The organism is Stenotrophomonas sp. YJH_SMC_54, from assembly GCF_059368435.1.
This window is the reverse complement of record NZ_JCAFRS010000002.1, coordinates 306444-324192: the sequence shown is the minus strand read 5'-3', so window position 1 is coordinate 324192 and position 17749 is coordinate 306444. Positions and strand designations below refer to the sequence as shown.

Here is a 17749-nt window from a genome sequence, read left to right as displayed (position 1 = left end):
GAAGGGTCCTCTAGGGGGCCGTCTTGGGGTCGGAGTGTGGAACGGGAGCGGGAGTTCCCGGGGCGTCGCTGCGGTCGAGGGTGGCTTCAGCCTCGATCCTCAGCTGTACTGCATCACCGATGACGCCCGGCCAGGCGGTGATGCCGAACGCGCGCCGGCTCAGCGTGGTGCTGGCGGAAAAACCGGCGGTGCGTCGGAACGGGGGGAGGGGGTAGCGCTTGATGGCGTTGAGGGTCACGTCCAGCGTGATCTCCTGGCTGACCCCGCGCAGGGTCAGGGTGCCGATCACGTGGGCGCGCCTGGCATCGATCGGTTCGACCCGGCTGGAGACGAAATGTGCCTTCGGGAAACGCTCGCCATCCAGAAGGCTGCGGGCCAGCGTGGCCTGGTTCCATTTGGCGTCACCAAGGTCCAATCGCGACACGGGGACTTCGACGTCCAACGTGGCTTCGCGCCAGTTGTCGGGATCGAACTGCAGCCGGCCCTCACTGCCGGAGACCGTGCCCATCGCCTGCGAGTAGCCCGCGTGGTCGATGCTGAACAGCACACGCGTGTGCACCGGATCGAGGCGATAGGTATCTGCATCCGCCCAGGCGGGAGCGGTGGCGAGCAGCATCGGCAGCAGGGCCAGGCAGGGACGCATCGATGGCGGGCTCCGGAAGGGGGACGCTGTGATCATACGCACAGGCCCCTGCCAAGGATGCGTGCATGGCTGCAACAGTTCGTGGTGGTCCTGCCCCCGGCAACAGGCTGTTGCAGCCATGACCCCGGCCCTGTGTGACAATCGGGACAGGACAGGGGGTTCAGGATGACGAGCAGCTGGCGCCTGTGGTGCCTGGGCATCGCGGCAACGGGGCTGCTGCTGTTGGCGTCTGCCACGGCGGCTGCAGCCCTGGACATGGCAGAAACACCACGCCTGCGGCGCTTCGGTGCCGCCGAAGGCATGCCTTCACGCATGGTGCTGGCGCTGGCCGAGGACCGCCAGGGCCATGTCTGGGCCGCAACCGATGGCGGTCTGGTGCGCTACGACGGCAGCTCGCTGCGGGTCTGGGAACATGACCCGGAACAGCCCGGCTCGTTGCCCGGCAACGAGATCGAGACCCTGCTGGTCGATCCGCTGGACCGTGTGTGGGTGGGCATCAATGGCAAGGGCGTGGCCCGCCTGGATGCCGACCGCGAGCGGTTCAAGACCTTCGATGCGGTCAATGGTCCGTGCCTGGGCCAGTTCTGGACGCTGGCCTACGCCGGGGATGCGTTGTGGATCGGCACCAGCAGCCAGGGTATCTGCCGGTTCGGGGAGGACGGCAGCCTGCGCTTCTTCAAGCACGACCCGGCCCGTGCCGACGGCCTGCCCAGCAACACCATCTACAGCAGCCTGGTCGATGCGCGGGGGCGCCTGTGGATCGGTACCGAGGCCGGCGTCGCACGCTGGAATGGCCGTGACTTCGAGCCCGTGGCACCGCACGCGCTGGGCGCATTGAGCGTGCTGCGGATGAGCCGCGATCCGGATGGCTCGATCTGGGTCGGCAGCCAGAATGATGGCCTGTACCGCATCGATGCGCAGGACCGGGTCAGTCGTCCGCGCTGGAGCGACAGCGCCGGCCTGCGCTCGGCGCTGGTGCTGGCCGATCGCCAGGGCGGCTACTGGGCGGGCACGTCCGATGGCCTGCTGCGTGGCGACGCAAGTGCGCTATGGCGGCTCGACGGCGACCGCGGCAGTGGTTTCCTCACTGCACAGAGCGGTGTGCTCGATCTGCTGCAGGACCATGAAGGCGGATTGTGGGTCGCCCTGCTGACCCAGGGACTGGCCTACCTCCCGCCGGACTGGCGCCGCTTCTCGATCTGGAACCAGCTCGATGGCAAGCCGCTGGACAGCCAGTACCTGCTGGGCGCGGCCAGTGATGGCCAGAACTACTACGTGGGTTCGGCGCACGGCGTGTATCAGCTGGACGCGCACGGCACGTTGCGCCTGCTGGCCAGCGACCGCGAGATCGGCAGCGGTGCGGTGTGGTCGGTACTGCCGCGGTCGGGCGGGCGCCTGTGGCTGGGGCGTGCCGGCCGCATCAGCGTGTATGACCCGGCCACCCGCGCGCTGCACGACTGGCACATCGGTGGAGGCGCCGATCTGCGCCAGCGCATCGACCTGATGCGGCAGGCACCCGATGGCACGGTCTGGCTTTCGGTGATGAACCTGGGCCTGCAGCAGCGCAGTGCGGAGGGCCGGGTGCTGCGCAGCTATCCTCTCGACGATTTCCGCAAGGCGGCCGACTCACCCATCGAGCAGATCCGCTTCGATGCCCATGGCAAGGCATGGGTGATGGGCGACATGGGCATCTGGCGTGAGCAGGCCGGTCGCTTCGAAGCGGTGCCGGGGGTCTCGCGCGGGCTGATCTACGACCTGGTGTGGGTGGATCCGCAGCAGTTGTGGCTGGCCCGCCAGGGCGCGCTGGAGCGCTACCAGTGGGATGGCATGAGCCTGCGCCTGATCCAGCGCATTGATGGAAGCGCCGGTGTGCCGCCGGTCAGCATGGGGGGCCTGGCATTGGCCGACAATGGCCGGGTGTGGGCGACCACGCCGCGCGGCCTGCTGCGCTGGGATCCGAAAGCACGACGCCTGCAGTTGTTCAATGAACGCGATGGCCTGTCCGATGCCGAGTTCACCAGCCGGCCGCCAGCGGTGAATGCCGATGGTCGCGTTCTGGCCGTCGCCCAGACCGGCCTGGTTGCATTCGACGTGAATGCCGACGACGTGGTGCTGCCCGGGTCGTCGCTGGTGATTGCCGAGGTGCGCGTGCGCCGCGACGATGCACGCGGCTGGCAGCCGCTGCCGAACACCGGCACCCTGCTGCTGGGACCGGATGATCGCGACCTGCAGATCGATGCGCGGTTGTTGTCGTATGCCAATCCCCAGGGCAACCGCTACCGCTTCCGGGTACGCGGGTATGACCAGAACTGGGTGGAGCAGGGCGGCGACGGCCAGCGCACGCTGTCGCGACTGCCGACCGGCAGCTACGTCATCGAAGTGCAGGCGGCCACTGCCAATGGTGCATGGACGCCTTCGCAGCAGCTGCAGGTGAAGGTGCTGCCACCCTGGTGGCGCAGCGGCATGGCGATCTTCGGCTACATCCTGATCGGTTCGCTGCTGCTGCTCGTCCTGGTCTGGTCGATCCGTGCGCGCCTGCGCCGTCGCCAGCAATGGCAGCTGACCGTGCACAAGCAGGAGCTGGCCGAACAGGCCTCGCAGGCCAAGAGCCGGTTCCTGGCCACGCTGGGGCATGAAGTCCGCACGCCGATGACCGGCGTGCTTGGCATGAGCGAGTTGCTGCTGGCCACACCGCTGGACCCGGTGCAGCGCAGCTATGCCGGCTCCATCCAGCAGGCCGGCAGCCATCTGCTGCGGTTGGTCAACGATGCGCTGGACCTCGCGCGCATCGAAGCCGGTCGACTGGAGCTGGATCTGCGTCCGTTCGACCTGGCCGGCCTGCTCGATCAGGTGCAGGCGCTGATGCAGCCCATGGCGAAACAGCGCAAGCTGGATTTCCAGCGTGGCGACGATCCGCCCGGCCCGATCAGCGTCAGTGGCGACGAGATGCGCGTGCGGCAGATCCTGCTCAACCTGCTGGGCAATGCCATCAAGTTCACCGAGCGCGGTCATGTCGGCCTGGCCGTGCACCTGGAAGAGAACGGCGGCGGTCTCTGCTTCGAAGTGCACGACAGTGGTCCGGGTATCAATGCCGAGCAGCAGGAGCGGCTGTTCCACCGATTCGAACAGGCGGAGGGGCCGCGCACGGCCTCGCGCTATGGTGGAAGCGGGCTGGGCCTGGCGATCTGCCAGGAGCTGGCCGTGGCGATGGGCGGGCGCATCGAAGTGGACAGCCAGCCAGGCAAGGGCGCGCGTTTCCGGGTGCGGTTGCCGCTGCCCTGGACCCGGCAGGCAGCCGCCACGGGCGAAGCGCCGGCACTGCCGATGCTGCCGCCACTGCGCATCCTGCTGGTGGAGGACGATGCCACCGTGGCCGAGGTCATCGCCGGCCTGCTGCGCAGCCGCGGCCATGAGGTGGTGCATGTGCTGCATGGCCTGGGGGCTTTGTCGGAGATCGCTACCGACGGCTTCGATGTCGGCCTGCTCGATCTCGACCTGCCTGCGCTGGACGGCACTGCGATCGCCCGCCAGCTGCGCACCCTGGGCTACGAACTGCCACTGGTGGCGGTGACCGCCCGCTCCGATGCGTATGCCGAATCGCAGGTGCTCGCTGCCGGTTTCGATGGTTTCCTGCGCAAGCCGGTGACCGGCGACATGCTGGTGGCAGCGATCATCCAGGCTCGCGCCAAACGACAGACCACAACTTGAAAACGTCGACGCCGGGCGTGAACGGCGTGACTTTCGGTTTACCATGCCGACGCCCGCGGCGCGGGAATCATCAGGCAGCGTGAGGAGGCAATCGGTGGTGTATCTGCGGGCGGCAATGCTGCTGCTGATCCTCCTGTGCGGCCTGTCACCCGCTGCCGCGCAGCCGGTGCCACCGAGCCCGCGCCAGGTGACGGTATTCGACGGCCTGCCGTCCAATACCGTCAACCGCATGGCCGAAGACCGCTATGGCTACCTGTGGATCGCCACCAACGACGGCCTGGCCCGTTACGACGGGCGCAACTACCGGATCTGGCGTTCTGAGGATGGCCTGCGCGACAACCGCATCTGGACGGTCCTGGTCGATGCGCGCAACCAGCTCTGGATCGGGACCGAGAACGCGGGCCTGGTACGGATGTCGGCCGACCGCCGCCAGCTGCATTTCTACGACCGCAGCAGCCAGCCGTTGATGGGGACCAACACGGTCTGGAGCCTGGCGACCACGCCGGACGGTGCGATCTGGTTCGGCACCCACGAAGGTGGGCTGTACCGGCTGGACAGCCAGGACCGCCTGCAGCGTTTCCTGCCCGAGGCCAACAATCCCCGCAGCCTGCCTGCCGCCTCGGTGCCGTACCTGGCTACGCTGGCCGATGGCAGCCTGTGGGTCGGCACCAAGCATGGCGTGGCGCGCTGGACCGGCACCGACTTCGAGCGGGTCGGCACCGACGTCATTCCCAGCCTGCTGATCAATGGGTTGACCAGCGAACCCGATGGCAGCCTGTGGATCAGTACGATGGCCGGCGCCACGGTGCGTCGCCCCGACGGGCGTTTTGAATCGCCGCCCTGGAAACTGCCGCCGGGCGAGCAGGTGCTCGGCATGATGCTGCGCGATGAACAGGGCGGGCATTGGTTGGATACCCGTACCGGGCTTGGTCGGGCCGTGGATGGGCAGTACCAGACCGTTCCGCTGTACAGCGCCGTTGCGCGCGGGCCGGTGCGGCCGAACTGGACGGGCGCCTACGAGGACCGCGAAGGCGGCATCTGGTTGGCCAGTACCAATGCCGGCCTGTGGCATCTGCTGCCGCGCTGGTGGCAGTTCTCGGTGCTGTCGCGATTGGAGGACGACACCGGTTCGCTGCGCAATGCCTTCGTGCTCGGCACCAGCCCTTCCAGCAATGGCGGCATCTGGACGGTCGGCAGCCACGGTGCGCTGGACCGGTTCGATCCCAGGACGGGCAAGATCGAGCAGCACCGCACCTGGGTCAATGGCATGTACTGGTTGTCCTCGGTACGCGAGGATCGCCGTGGCCAGGTCTGGATCGGCTCGACCGATGCGTTGCTGCGCTATGACCCGAAGCGACGTGAGCTACGTCGCTGGGGCCGTGATGCCGGGGCCGACGCGACCATGGAAGGGGTCATCGAGTCGATGATGACCTGTGACGGCGACAGTCTATGGTTGATGTTGCCTGCAGGTCTGCAGCAGCGTGACCTCGACGGTCGCCTGCGCCGCCAGCTGGAAAACGGCCAGCGCGGCCTGCAGCAGGGCCAGCTCAACCTGGATGTGGAATGCGGGCCGCAGGACCACATCTGGCTGGCCAGTAGCCGTGGCCTGCTGCAGTGGCTGCCGGAAAGCGAGCGCTTCCAGCCGGTGCCGGGCGCGCCGGCGACGGCGATCCATGCGTTGCACGTGGGCCGCGATGGCCAGGTCTGGCTGTCGGAGGATGGCCGCCTGTCGCGCTACCGCTGGAGCCAGGGCCGGTTGGAGCGGCAGGCCGTTGTCGGCGCGGAGCAGGGCTACCCGGCAATCTCCGCCTCCGGGCTGGTGGTCGACGCACAGGGCGTGGCCTGGGCCACCAGTGCGCGCGGCCTGGTCCGGGTTGGCGCCGACGGGCAGAGCGTGCGCCTGTACGGCGTCCACGACGGCCTGCCCAGCCAGGAGTTCCGCGAGCACACGTTGACGATGTCCGGCGATGGCCATCTGGTGGCCGGTACCCCGGCCGGCGTGGTGGTGTTCGACCCGGAACAGGTGCGGCCGTCGGTACGGCGGGCGCCGTTGGTGATCGAACGGGTCGAAGTCCGCCGCAACGAGCAGGTACTCGACCTGACCCACGACACGCCCTTGCAGATTGCCGATGGTGACCGTGACCTGCGCATCGTCGCGCGACTGTTGTCATTCGCCGATTCGGCCTCCAACAGCTACCGCTACCGCCTGGCCGGCTACGACCCCGATTGGGTGGAAGTGGGGCCGGCCGGTGAGCGCCTGTTCTCGCGCCTGCCGCCGGGCAGCTACCGCCTGGAGGTACAGGCGCGCTCGGCCGACCATGTCTGGTCGCGGGTGCAGAGCCTGGAATTCCGTGTACAGCCACCGTGGTGGCGCAGCCTGTCCGGGCTGCTGGTGCTGGCCTCGATCGCGCTTCTGCTGACCAGTTGGTTTGCCTGGTTGTATCGCCGTCGCCTGCAGCGGCGCCATGCCTATCAGCTGGCACTGCATAAACAGGAACTGGCCGAACAGGCCTCGGCGGCCAAGACCCGCTTCCTGGCCAATCTCGGCCACGAAATCCGCACGCCGATGACCGGTGTGCTCGGCATGAGCGAACTGCTGCTGGCCTCGCCGCTGGACCCGCAGCAGCGCGGCTACACGCAGTCGATCCGGCACGCCGGCGAACACCTGCTTCACCTGGTCAACGATGCACTGGACCTGGCACGGATCGAATCCGGACGGCTGGAGCTGCAGTCCAAGCCGTTCGCGCTGAGCTGCCTGCTGCAGGACCTGGCCGCGCTGATGGGACCGCTGGCAGCGCAGAAGGGCCTGCGCTTCACCCTCGACAACCAGTTGCCGCCGGGCCTGCAGGCGACCGGCGATGCGATGCGGGTAAGGCAGATCCTGCTCAACCTGCTCTCCAACGCGGTCAAGTTCACCAGCCGCGGAACCATCACCCTGCATGCGCGCAGCGACGGCGAGCTGCGCGCGTTGCATTTCGAAGTGCGCGACACCGGGCCGGGCATCAGCCAGGAACAGCAGCAGCGCCTGTTCCGCCGCTTCGAGCAGGCCGATGGCGCCCGCACCGCGGCGCAGTACGGCGGCAGCGGCCTGGGCCTGGCGATCTGCCGCGAACTGGCGCAGGCGATGCAGGGGCGTATCCAGGTGGAAAGCCAGCTCGGCCGCGGCACGTGTTTTGGCGTGACCCTGCCGTTGCCGCTGGTGGTCGATGCCAATGCAGAGTCCGAGGGCGAAGTGCACCGCGAGGATGCGGCCAACATGCCGCCATTGCGCGTGCTGCTGGTCGAGGATGATGCAACCGTGGCTGATGTGGTGCGCGGGCTGTTGAGTGCGCGCGGCCATGAAGTGGTGCATGCGGGCCATGCGCTGGCGGCACTGCGCGAGATCAGCGCAGGGGATTTCGACGTCGGCCTGCTGGATCTGGACCTGCCGGGCCTGAGCGGCTTCGAGTTGGCCCAGCACCTGCGTAACCAGGGCTACATGCTGCCACTGCTCGCCGTGACGGCACGGACCGATCCGGACCTTCAGCAGCAGGTGGAAGCGGCCGGCATCGGTGGTTTCCTGCGCAAGCCGGTGACCGGTGAGCTGCTGGTGGAAGCGATCGCCAGGGTCATGGGACGGTAGGGCTTATTGCAGGGCTTGCAGCCCTGCACCTGCTGCAAGCCGGAGCAACAGCAACAGCCGAAGCAAAAGCTGGTTTCCCGTGGGATGGCGGGGCGGTGCCGGAGTGCGGGGACGCCGCAAGTACGTCCTTGTAGGCTTGGCAGCCGCATCCATGCGGCTGACACCCCGCACTCCGACACCACCCCGCCTTCGACAGAATTCTGCGATCTGCAGTAGATCCACGCCATGCGTGGATGGTTTGCGATCTCAGTTCGACATATTCGATCTCGATGGAGATTCATCCATGCATGGCGTGGATCTACCCGATCGCGAAAATCTGTCAGAGGTGGGGCGGTGTGGGCTTGCAGGACCGTTGGCGCCATGGATGGCGCCATCGAGCCCCCAGGGACGGGTTTACGGCGTGTCCTGCAAGCCCACACCGCCCCACCACCCACGAAATGCCTGCTTTTGCCGTTGCTGTTGCCTTGGCTTGAAGCCTCTGCAGGTGCAGGGCCGCAGGCCCTGCCGAACCACCCTCACTCCGCAACGTGCTCGACCTGCCGTGGCTCCGGCTTGGTATCGGGCAGCTGCCAGAAGATCATCGTCGAGGTCAGGGTGATCGCGCCCACGCACAGGAACGTGGCATGCAGCGCGGCGGTGGCGCTGTTGCTGTCCAGGTGGTTGCCGAACGCGGCCAGCAGGCTGCCGGCCGCAGCAGCACCAAAGCCGGCGGCGAGCATCATCACCATCGACAGCAGGCTGTTGCCGGAACTGGCGAACTCACGGTCCAGATCGCGCAGGGTCACGGTGTTCATCACGGTGAACTGCAGCGAATTGACCGCGCCGAAGAACGCCAGCTGCAGCAGGCGCCAGGCCAGGTGCTGGCCGGGTGTCATCAGGATGAAGCTGGCCATCGCCAGGCCCACCAGCACGGTGTTGACCATCAGCACGCGGCGGTAGCCGTAGCGCTCCACCAGCTTCACTGCCAGTTTCTTTGAGACCATGCCGGCGGCTGCCACCGGCACCATCATCAGGCCGGCGTTCATCGGGCCCAGGCCCAGGCCGACCTGCAGCAGCAACGGGATCAGCATCGGCATGGCGCTGCTGCCGATGCGCGAGAAAAGATTTCCGAGAATGCCGATGCGGTAGCTGGGTACGCGGAACAGCGCCAGCGAGAACAACGGCGCCGTCGAATTGGCAGCGTGCAGCCAGTAACCCACCAGCGCCGCCAGCCCTGCAACGGTCATCAGCATCACCAGCGCGTGTGGCGTGCCCAGTCCGGAGATGCCGTCCAGCGCCAGTGACAGCACCACCATCGCGAAGGCCAGCATGATGTAGCCACGCAGGTCGAAACGGGTGCGATGGCTGGCGTAGTGGTCGGGCATGATCTTCATCGCGGCGATGAATCCGATCACGCCGATCGGCAGGTTGATCAGGAACACCCAGTGCCACGAGGCGATCTCCACCAGCCAGCCGCCCAGCGTGGGGCCGATCAGCGGGCCGACCAGGGCCGGGATGGCGATGAAGCTCATCGCGCGCAGGAAATCCTCGCGCGGTACTGATCGCATCACTGCCAGCCGGCCGACCGGCAGCAGCATGGCACCGCCGATGCCCTGCAGCACGCGCGCACCGACCAGCTGGTGCAGGTGCTGGGCCAGCGCGCAGGCCAGCGAGCCGAGGGTGAACAGAATGATCGCCACCAGGAAGGTGCGACGGGTGCCGTAGCGGTCAGCGATCCAGCCCGAGGCGGGAATGAAGGTGGCCACCGCCAGCGCGTAGCTGAACACCACCGACTGCATCTGTAGCGGGCTTTCGCCCAGGCTGGCCGCCATCGCCGGCAATGCCGTGTTGACGATGGTCGAGTCCAGCATCTGCATGAAGATCGCCAAGGACACCAGCCACAGCAGGGGGCGCTGGCGGTTGTAGGTCGATGGCGATGTGGACATGGGGTGCGGCCGGTGCAGCGTGGGGGATGCCATGATCGCGCACTGTGGGTCACGGCGCGATCAACATCGCGCCGCAACCGTATGCCGAATGCTCAGCGCTGGCTGTGCGCGTGCACCGCGTCGACCAGCACCTGCACGTGGGCCGGGTCCATGTCCGGCGACATGCCGTGGCCGAGGTTGAACACGTGGCCCTCGCGCGAACCGCCATTGCCGGCGGCGTAGGTGTCGAGCACCCGCGCTGCGGCTGCGGCGATCGCATCCGGCGAGGCGTACAGCGTGGTCGGGTCGAGGTTGCCCTGCAGCGCGACGCGGCCACCGGTGCGGCGCATCGCCTCGTCCAGGTCCAGCGTCCAGTCCAGGCCCAGTGCATCGGCGCCGGTCTGCGACAGCGCTTCCAGGTGCAGGCCGGTACCCTTGCCGAACAGGATCAGCGGCGTGCGCTCGCTGCCTTCGCCGCGCTCCAGGCCCTCGGCGATGCGCTGCAGGTAGCGCAGCGAGAACTCGCGGTACATGGCCGGCGACAGCACGCCGCCCCAGGTGTCGAACACCTGCAGCGCCTGCGCACCGGCCGCGCGCTGCGCGCCCAGGTACGCAATCACCGCGTCGGTGGTGACCTCCAGCAGGCGGTGCAGGGCCTGCGGATGGTTCAGCGCCATTGCCTTGATGCGCGCGAAATCCTTGCTGCCGCCGCCTTCCACCATGTAGCAGGCCAGTGTCCAGGGGCTGCCGGAGAAGCCGATCAACGGTACCTGGCCGTCCAGCTCGCGGCGGATCAGGCGTACCGCGTCCATCACGTAGCCCAGGTCCTGCTCCATGTCCGGTACCGCCAGCCGGGCGATGGCCGCTTCGTCACGCACCGGATGACGGAACTTCGGGCCTTCGCCTTCAACAAAGTAGAGCTCCAGGCCCATCGCATCGGGAATGGTGAGGATGTCCGAGAACAGGATGGCTGCGTCCAGCGGGAATCGGCGCAGCGGCTGCAGCGTGACTTCGCAGGCGATCTCCGGGTTCTTGGCCATGGCCAGGAAGCTGCCGGCCTTGGCCCGGGTTGCGCGGTACTCCGGCAGGTAGCGGCCGGCCTGGCGCATCAGCCAGACGGGGGTGCAGTCCACCGGTTCGCGGCGCAGGGCGCGCAGCAGGCGATCGTTGCGGAGAGGGCTGGTCACGATGGGCATTCCTTGGACGAAAGTTGGCAGCGGCGTCAGTCGCCGTGCGAGAGGATCTGGAAGCCGCGATGCAGTTCGGCATCGCGGGCCTTCTCGAAGGCATGACGGGCTTCGTCGGCCTGCAGGAACAGCTCGCGCCGCAGCTGCGAGCGGTTACCGACGCGGCCGCTCTCGCGCAGCAGCTCCCAGCCGCCGAACAGGTCCGGCTGCAGGCTCAGCCGCAGGAAGCGCGGTGCCTGCGCACCGGCGTCGGGATGTTGCAGGTAGACGTGCATGGGCCGATTGTAGCGGGGCCAGGGTGACCCCGGCCGCAACGCGGTCGTGCCGACGGCTGGCGGGCTTCCTCGTTGCTGACGTTGCCGGCCAGCGGCCGGCACTACCGGGCCGACAGCACCTTCAGCACCGCCGCTTCATCCACGTCCGGCACCACTTCGGCGCGGCCCATGCCGCGCCACAGCACCAGGCGCAGGCGGCCGGCCACATTCTTCTTGTCCAGCCGCATGCGGCCGAGCAGGGCCTGCGGGTCCAGCCCGGCCGGGATCGACACCGGCAGGCCGAGCCGTTCCAGCAGCGCCTGCAGGCGTGCGCGATCGGCATCGTCGGCCAGGCCCAGATCGGTGGACAGCTTCGCGGCCAATACCATGCCCACCGCGACCGCTTCGCCGTGGTTCAGTGCATCGCGGCCCGGGGCCGAGTAGCCCTGCTCGGTTTCGATGGCATGGCCGAAGGTATGGCCGAGGTTGAGCAGGGCGCGCTCGCCCTTCTCGAACGGATCACGCTCGACGATGGCGGCCTTGTGCCGGCAGCTGCGCGCGATGGCTTCGGCCAGTACCGCATCCTCGCCGGCCAGCAGCGCATCGGCATGCTGCTGCAGCCATTCGAAGAACACGGCATCACCCAGCGCGCCGTACTTCACCACTTCGGCCAGGCCGGCACGCAGCTCGCGCGGCGGCAGGGTGGCCAGCACGCGGGTATCGGCGATCACCGCGCGCGGCGGATGGAACGCGCCGACCAGGTTCTTGCCGGCCGGGATGTCGACCGCAGTCTTGCCGCCCACCGACGAATCGACCATCGCCAACAGGGTGGTCGGCAGCTGCACGCAGTCCACGCCGCGCATCCAGCAGGCCGCAGCGAAGCCGGCGAGATCACCGACCACGCCGCCGCCGAGGGCGAACACGCAGGCGTCGCGGGTGGCGCCGAGCGCGGCCAGGGCTTCGATGGCACGGCCGAATTCGGCCAGCGTCTTGGAGGCCTCGCCCGCGGCCAGCACATGCTCGCCGACGATCAGGTCGGGGCGTGCGGTCAGAAGGGTCTGCTTCACGGCATCCAGATAGCGCGGGGCCACTTCGCTGTCGCTGAGCAAAAGCACGTGGCGGCCACGCACATGCGAGGCCAGCGCGGTGCCGTCTGCCTGCGCACCGGCGCCGATGGTGATGGGGTAAGGGCGGTCGCCGCCGACGGCGACCTGCAGCAGGGCGGGGGAAGTCATGGGGTCAGGTCCTGGCGCTGCCATTGCGTGGCCAGCTTGACCACCAGGTGGGCGGTCGCGTCGGCAGCGGTGTACGGGTCGGTATCAAGGGTGATGTCGGCCAGTTCGCGGTACAGCGGGTCGCGGTGCGCGGCCAGATCGTGCAGCACCTGCTCACGGTCCGGGCGCTGCAGCAGCGGCCTGCCTTTGTCGCGGGCCAGGCGCTCCAGCTGCGCGGTCACGCTGACCCGCAGGTAGACCACGAAGCCGCGCTGGGCGATCAACGCGCGGTTGCCAGGATCCAGCACCGCGCCGCCACCGGTGGAGACCAGCTGGCCGCGACCTTCCAGCACGCGGGCAAGCGCCTCGCGTTCATGGCTGCGGAAGCCGGCCTCGCCGGAGTGCTCGAAAATGGTCGGGATGCTGGCGCCGGCGGCATCGACGATGGCCTGGTCGACATCGACGAAGTCCAGCGTGAAGCGCTCGGCCAGACGGCGGCCGATGCAGGTTTTGCCGGCGCCCATCGGGCCGATCAGGATCAGGTTCGGAGCAGGATTCATGCCCTGTGATGCTAACACCTCCGTGCCCTGGCCTTTACGTCCTTCACGTCAGGGTAGGCGTTCCTGCGGGGTTTCCCGCGCCAACCGGAGTACAGGCCATGACGGTCGCGAAGGTCATCGAAATCACCGCCTCCTCGCCGAAGAGCGTGGAGGACGCCGTGCGCAGCGGTCTGAAGAAGGTCTCCGAGACGGTCAAGGGCATCCAGGGCGCCTGGGTGAACGAGACCAAGGTGGTGACCAATGGCAGCGGCGAAATCACCGAATGGCGGGTCAACCTGCGGGTGACCTTCCTGGTGGAATAGGCGCGCTCAGCGCACGTCCTGCACCTGTCGCTGGCCGTCCAGCACCACCACGTGGTCGGCCAGGGCGGGCAGGGCATGCAGCGCCTGCCGGCTGACCCGCTCGTAGTACTGCACGAAGCGCTCCAGCTGTGGCCGGCTCATGCCGTGCCGGCCGGGCTGCGCGGCCTGCAGGTTCTGCTCCTGCTGCCAGCGCCAGCGCGGTACCACCGAGAAATCCGGCGGCTGCAGGAACCACAGGCGGTCGCAGCGCTGCCACAGCGCCGGGTAGTCGCGGGCCAGCGCCTGGTTGCACCAGCGCCGCCAGCGACCATCGGCGTCGGCTTCGCGCTCCAGTGCGTTCAACGGGCTGTCCAGCGCGTCGTCATCCTGCGCGGGGGTGCCAAGGAACCAGCCTTCGAAGACCAGCAGGTCCAGCGGTTGCTGCAGGCGCGGCCAGTGCGCTTCGGGCAGGCGTTCATCGGCCAGCTTGTCGAAGCGCGGCATCGCGAAGGGCTGGCGTGTGGCCACGGCGTCCAGCACTGCATGGGCCAACGGCAGGTCATGGGTGCCCGGCGGGCCTCGGGTGATCAGCAGCGGGTGCACCTGGCGGGCCAGCCGCTGCCGCTGTGCGCGGGTCAGGTAGACGTCATCGATGGACAGCGTGGCGGCGTTCAGGCCGCGCGACTGGGCGCGCGCCACCACCTGCGCGGCCAGCGTCGATTTGCCGCTCCCCTGCAGGCCGCTGATCGCCAATACTGGAACCGCTGCAGCGTTGCCCAGTGCATCGTCCAGCACCTGTTCGGCCAATGTTTCGGGGAATCCTTTCACCTGGGGCATATACGCAGCAGCGGCCATGCAGCCACAATAGCCCAATCCGTGTGAGAAGAACGCAATCATGAGCGACCTGTACGCCGAAGCCCTGTCCACGTTTGCCGGCCTGTTCGAGGAGGCCAAACAGAGCCGCGAGGTCGAGCCGAACGCGATGACCGTGGCCACCGCCGATACGCAGGGCCGTCCCTCGGCACGCACTGTGCTGCTGAAGGCCTTCGACGAGCGTGGCTTCGTCTTCTACACCCACCTGGACAGCCACAAGGGCCAGGAACTGCAGGTCAATCCGCAGGCCGCGCTGTTGTTCCTGTGGCGCAGCCTGCGTGAGGCCGGCATCCAGGTGCGCATTGAAGGCCGTGTGGAGCAGGTCGCCGATGCCGAAGCCGATGCCTATTTCGCCAGCCGCCCGCGCATGAGCCAGATCGGCGCGTGGGCCTCGCAGCAGTCGAAGACGCTGGCAACGCGCGAGGAATTCGATGCGCGCGTGGCCGAGGTCGAAGCCCGCTTCGAGGGCAAGGATGTGCCGCGCCCGGAGGGCTGGAGTGGCCTGCGCGTGGTGCCCGACCGCATCGAGTTCTGGTACGGCGCGCAGTTCCGCCTGCACGAACGCTGGTGCTATGAAGCCGGCGCCGAAGGGCGCTGGAGCAAGCGCCTGCTGTACCCGTAAGGCTGCCCGATGCAACGCGTGGCGCTGTACCGCGTAGTGGTGTTCGTGCCGTCGGCAGCACTGGGCGCTGTGAAGCAGGGCATCCTGGCGGTGGATGCGCTGGCGGCCGGCGACTACGAGCACGGTATGTGGTGGTCGGCGCCGGGGTTCGAACAGTTCCGCCCGCGCGTGGGTGCGTCGCCCGTGCAGGGTGAGGCGGGGCGCACCGAAGTGGTCGACAGCGTACGCCTGGAATTCTGCCTGCTGCGCGATCCGCAGCGGCTGCAGCGCATCTTCGAACAGGGCATCGTGCCGCATCATCCGTGGCAGGTGCCGGTGGTGCAGGTGGAGGAAATCGAGCTTCTGCTGGCCGACGCATGAGGCAGTCGAGCAGGGCTCGACTCCACAAGAGCAGGCTGTCGCAAATGGACCGGCTTGCTTCATCTGCGAGCAGGCCCTTAACCGGCACACTCCGACGGATGTTCTCGACTTCCGGAGTTGCCATGCCCTCCTGGCGTTGCCTGTTTGCGGTGCCGCCGCCGCGTCACGGCGTGGAAGCGTTCCTGCTGTTGATCGCCCGCATCGTCGCCGGGGTGATGTTCTGCGTGTCCGGCTGGAACAAGGTGTTCACCGATGCGGGCCGCGAACGCATGGTGCATACGCTGGTTGATGCGGGGATCCCGTTCCCGGTGTTCAGTGCGCCGGTGCTCGGCGGCATTGAATGGATTGCGGGCGGCCTGCTGGTGCTGGGCCTGCTCAGCCGTCCTTCGGCCCTGCTGCTGGCGGGGATCTGTGCGGTGGCGGCGCTGACCGATGGCATCGCGCGCATTCCTGCGGGACTGAGCTTGCCGGATTGGTTGAGCTGGTTCTTCTACCTGAGCGAAGTGCCGCTGGGTGTGTTGCTGTTGTGGATTGCCGCAGTGGGGAGTGGACGGTTCGCGATCGAAGCGCGTTGGACACGCTGATTGCACTTTATTCGGCGCCCGGCCGACGAGCGTGCTGTAGCGCCTGGACGCTCCAGTAGTTCCACGCCATGCGTGGATGGGGTGATTGGGAAAAGCGGTGCGAACCAAGGTTCGCACCCACCGGGGATCGCTTCGCACCGCCCAGGCATCGGGTTGCCCTCAACAGACATCGGCATCGGTTCGCCCCGGCCAGAGATCGGTGTGCACCAGCCAGATGGCAGGACGTTACAATCCCTCCGCGCGCAGCCAGCGCCAGAGCGTAGTGCGTGAGACGCCCAGCGCCTGCGCCATGCCCTCGCGGTCATTGCGGTGTTCCTGCAACAGCGTTTCCAACTGCGCACGCGGCGGCCGCTTGCCGTTGCTTTCCACCGGTAGCGCAGCGGCGCCCTCATTCACCAGTTCGGGTGCCAGCTGCAGCAGTCGCGCGGCATCAATCAGCCCTTCACCGGGTTGCCAATGGATGCGCAGCCGATCCACCAGATTGCGCAATTCGCGCACGTTTCCTGGCCACTCGGCGGTGGTCAGCACCGCCAGTGCCTCCGCATCCAGTGGCGCGTCGATACCACGCAGCTGGCGGAAGAAATGCTGCGCCAGCAGCGGGATGTCACCGCGCCGGGCACGCAGTGCGGGCAGGGCGATGCGCAGCGCGGCCAGGCGGTAATACAGGTCGCGGCGGAAGCTGCCGGCCGCCACGCGCTGCTCGAGCGACTGCAGGGTCGCGGCCACCACGCGAAGGTCGACCGGGGTCGGCTCGGTGGCACCGACACGCAGTACCTCGCGTTCTTCCAGCACCCGCAGCAGGCGGGTCTGCAGTGGCAGCGGCAGTTCGCCGATTTCATCCAGGAACAGGGTGCCGCCGTCAGCGGCCTCGACCAGGCCGACGCGGCCGCCACGGCGTGCGCCGGTGAAGGCGCCATCGCTGTAGCCGAACAGCTCCGCTTCCAGCAGCGATTCGCTGATCGCGCCACAGTTCAGTGCCACGAAGCGGCCACGGCGTCCGCTGGCGGCGTGCAGCTGGCGCGCCACCAGTTCCTTGCCGGTGCCGGTTTCGCCGGTGACCAGTACGGTGCTGTCATGCGGGGCGTACAGCGCGATCTGTGCGCGCACCTGTGCCATGGCCTCGCTGTCGCCGAGCAGGTCGTGGGCATCGCTGCGCGGTGCGGCACGGCGGCGCGGCGCGGGCCGGCTGCCGCCGGAGCGGGCCAGGGTCTGGGTCAGTTCCAACGCGTGCTCGAACGCTTGCCGTACCGAATCTGCCGAGTACAGCAGCACGCCGGGCAGTCCGGCCTGTTCGGCGTGGTCGATGGCCATGCCGGTGCCGACGATCACCTCGATGCCGTTGGCGCGCAGGTCGGCGATGCAGTCGCGGGCGTCCTCGCGGGTGACGAAGCGGCGATGCTCGATGTCCAGGCCGAAGCTCTGCTGGAAGTTGCTGAACACCGGCACGTCGCTGGCGTGGGTGACCAGGCCGATACGGCCGGCGATCCGCCGTGCGCGCGCCAAGGCTTCCATCAGGTCGAAGCCGTTGGCCTGGATCGGCACCAGCGGCAGCTCCAGCCGGCTGCGCAGCCAGGCCGCGTTGGAGCCGCCAGCGATGACCACGTCGCAGTGCTCGCGGCGCAGGCGCTGGCCGATCACGTCCACCGCTTCCTCGAAGCCGAGGTTGATCTGCTCGATACGCGCGCGGCGATCGAACTCGGGAATGACGTCGCCGAGAAGACCGGTCAGCCGCGAGACGCTGACGGTCCAGATCACCGGCCGACTGGGGTCGGCATCGGCGTGGCGCAGGGGCGAGCGGGGCAGGTACATGGCGGCGCGCGTTGGACGGGATGTTTCATGATACATCTGTTTCAATGTTTCATATGTTTCGCTGTTGCATGGGCGTCATTCCCGTGAAATCAACGGCTTGCAGCTTGGCATGGTGCTTGCGCTCTCTT

Annotated in this window: 14 protein-coding genes; 6 read left to right on the top strand and 8 right to left on the bottom strand. The window is 67.9% G+C overall.

Annotated features, from left to right (window positions below):
- Positions 1-10: 10 nt before the first annotated feature.
- Positions 11-643 carry a YceI family protein gene (locus tag AC5P5S_RS03780; protein WP_005410671.1) on the bottom strand — a complete coding sequence of 211 codons (633 nt, stop codon included), beginning with the start codon at positions 641-643 and terminating at the stop codon, positions 11-13.
- Between the two features lie 165 nt (positions 644-808).
- Between AC5P5S_RS03780 and AC5P5S_RS03775 the strand changes: the two genes are divergently transcribed.
- Positions 809-4351, top strand: a complete 3543-nt coding sequence (locus AC5P5S_RS03775) for a sensor histidine kinase (RefSeq protein ID WP_171968978.1) — start codon at positions 809-811, stop codon at positions 4349-4351.
- Positions 4352-4445: 94 nt separating this feature from the next.
- Complete coding sequence (locus AC5P5S_RS03770) at positions 4446-7973, top strand: hybrid sensor histidine kinase/response regulator (RefSeq protein WP_032966941.1); 3528 nt, start codon at positions 4446-4448, stop codon at positions 7971-7973.
- Between the two features lie 515 nt (positions 7974-8488).
- Here AC5P5S_RS03770 and mdtD read toward each other — a convergent pair.
- The 5 genes from mdtD to AC5P5S_RS03745 all read right to left on the bottom strand — a co-directional run bounded on the left by mdtD (position 8489) and on the right by AC5P5S_RS03745 (position 13092).
- Complete coding sequence (gene mdtD / locus AC5P5S_RS03765; RefSeq protein ID WP_010482759.1) at positions 8489-9898, bottom strand: multidrug transporter subunit MdtD; 1410 nt, start codon at positions 9896-9898, stop codon at positions 8489-8491.
- Positions 9899-9990: 92 nt separating this feature from the next.
- Entirely contained in the window at positions 9991-11073 is a 1083-nt protein-coding gene (hemE, locus tag AC5P5S_RS03760) for a uroporphyrinogen decarboxylase (protein WP_012481016.1), read from the bottom strand.
- Between the two features lie 26 nt (positions 11074-11099).
- Positions 11100-11339, bottom strand: coding sequence for a WGR domain-containing protein (locus AC5P5S_RS03755; RefSeq protein WP_005410666.1), 240 nt, complete (start codon positions 11337-11339; stop codon positions 11100-11102).
- 101 nt (positions 11340-11440) lie between these two features.
- The gene (aroB, locus tag AC5P5S_RS03750) at positions 11441-12553 is read right to left on the bottom strand and encodes a 3-dehydroquinate synthase (RefSeq protein ID WP_111687571.1); all 1113 of its coding nucleotides are present in this window, start codon (positions 12551-12553) and stop codon (positions 11441-11443) included.
- Positions 12550-13092 (bottom strand): shikimate kinase, encoded by a 543-nt coding sequence (locus tag AC5P5S_RS03745; protein ID WP_005414151.1) that lies wholly within the window; start codon positions 13090-13092, stop codon positions 12550-12552. The genes aroB and AC5P5S_RS03745 overlap by 4 nt, the downstream gene beginning before the upstream one ends.
- Before the next feature lie 98 nt (positions 13093-13190).
- On the opposite strand from AC5P5S_RS03745, the gene AC5P5S_RS03740 reads away from it, so the two are divergent.
- Positions 13191-13394: a dodecin family protein gene (locus AC5P5S_RS03740; protein WP_005410663.1), complete on the top strand. Its 204-nt coding sequence runs from the start codon at positions 13191-13193 to the stop codon at positions 13392-13394.
- 6 nt (positions 13395-13400) lie between these two features.
- On the opposite strand, the gene AC5P5S_RS03735 is transcribed toward AC5P5S_RS03740, so the two are convergent.
- Positions 13401-14228, bottom strand: coding sequence for a hypothetical protein (locus AC5P5S_RS03735; RefSeq protein WP_060380704.1), 828 nt, complete (start codon positions 14226-14228; stop codon positions 13401-13403).
- A gap of 40 nt (positions 14229-14268) precedes the next feature.
- On the opposite strand from AC5P5S_RS03735, the gene pdxH reads away from it, so the two are divergent.
- From pdxH to AC5P5S_RS03720, 3 genes are all read left to right on the top strand, one after another.
- The gene (gene pdxH, locus AC5P5S_RS03730; RefSeq protein WP_111687570.1) at positions 14269-14868 is read left to right on the top strand and encodes a pyridoxamine 5'-phosphate oxidase; all 600 of its coding nucleotides are present in this window, start codon (positions 14269-14271) and stop codon (positions 14866-14868) included.
- A 9-nt stretch (positions 14869-14877) separates the two neighbouring features.
- Positions 14878-15228, top strand: a complete 351-nt coding sequence (locus AC5P5S_RS03725) for a YqfO family protein (RefSeq protein WP_231336623.1) — start codon at positions 14878-14880, stop codon at positions 15226-15228.
- Between the two features lie 122 nt (positions 15229-15350).
- Positions 15351-15812 (top strand): DoxX family protein, encoded by a 462-nt coding sequence (locus tag AC5P5S_RS03720; protein WP_231336622.1) that lies wholly within the window; start codon positions 15351-15353, stop codon positions 15810-15812.
- Between the two features lie 225 nt (positions 15813-16037).
- On the opposite strand, the gene prpR is transcribed toward AC5P5S_RS03720, so the two are convergent.
- Positions 16038-17621, bottom strand: coding sequence for a propionate catabolism operon regulatory protein PrpR (gene prpR, locus AC5P5S_RS03715; RefSeq protein WP_005410657.1), 1584 nt, complete (start codon positions 17619-17621; stop codon positions 16038-16040).
- Positions 17622-17749: the final 128 nt, after the last annotated feature.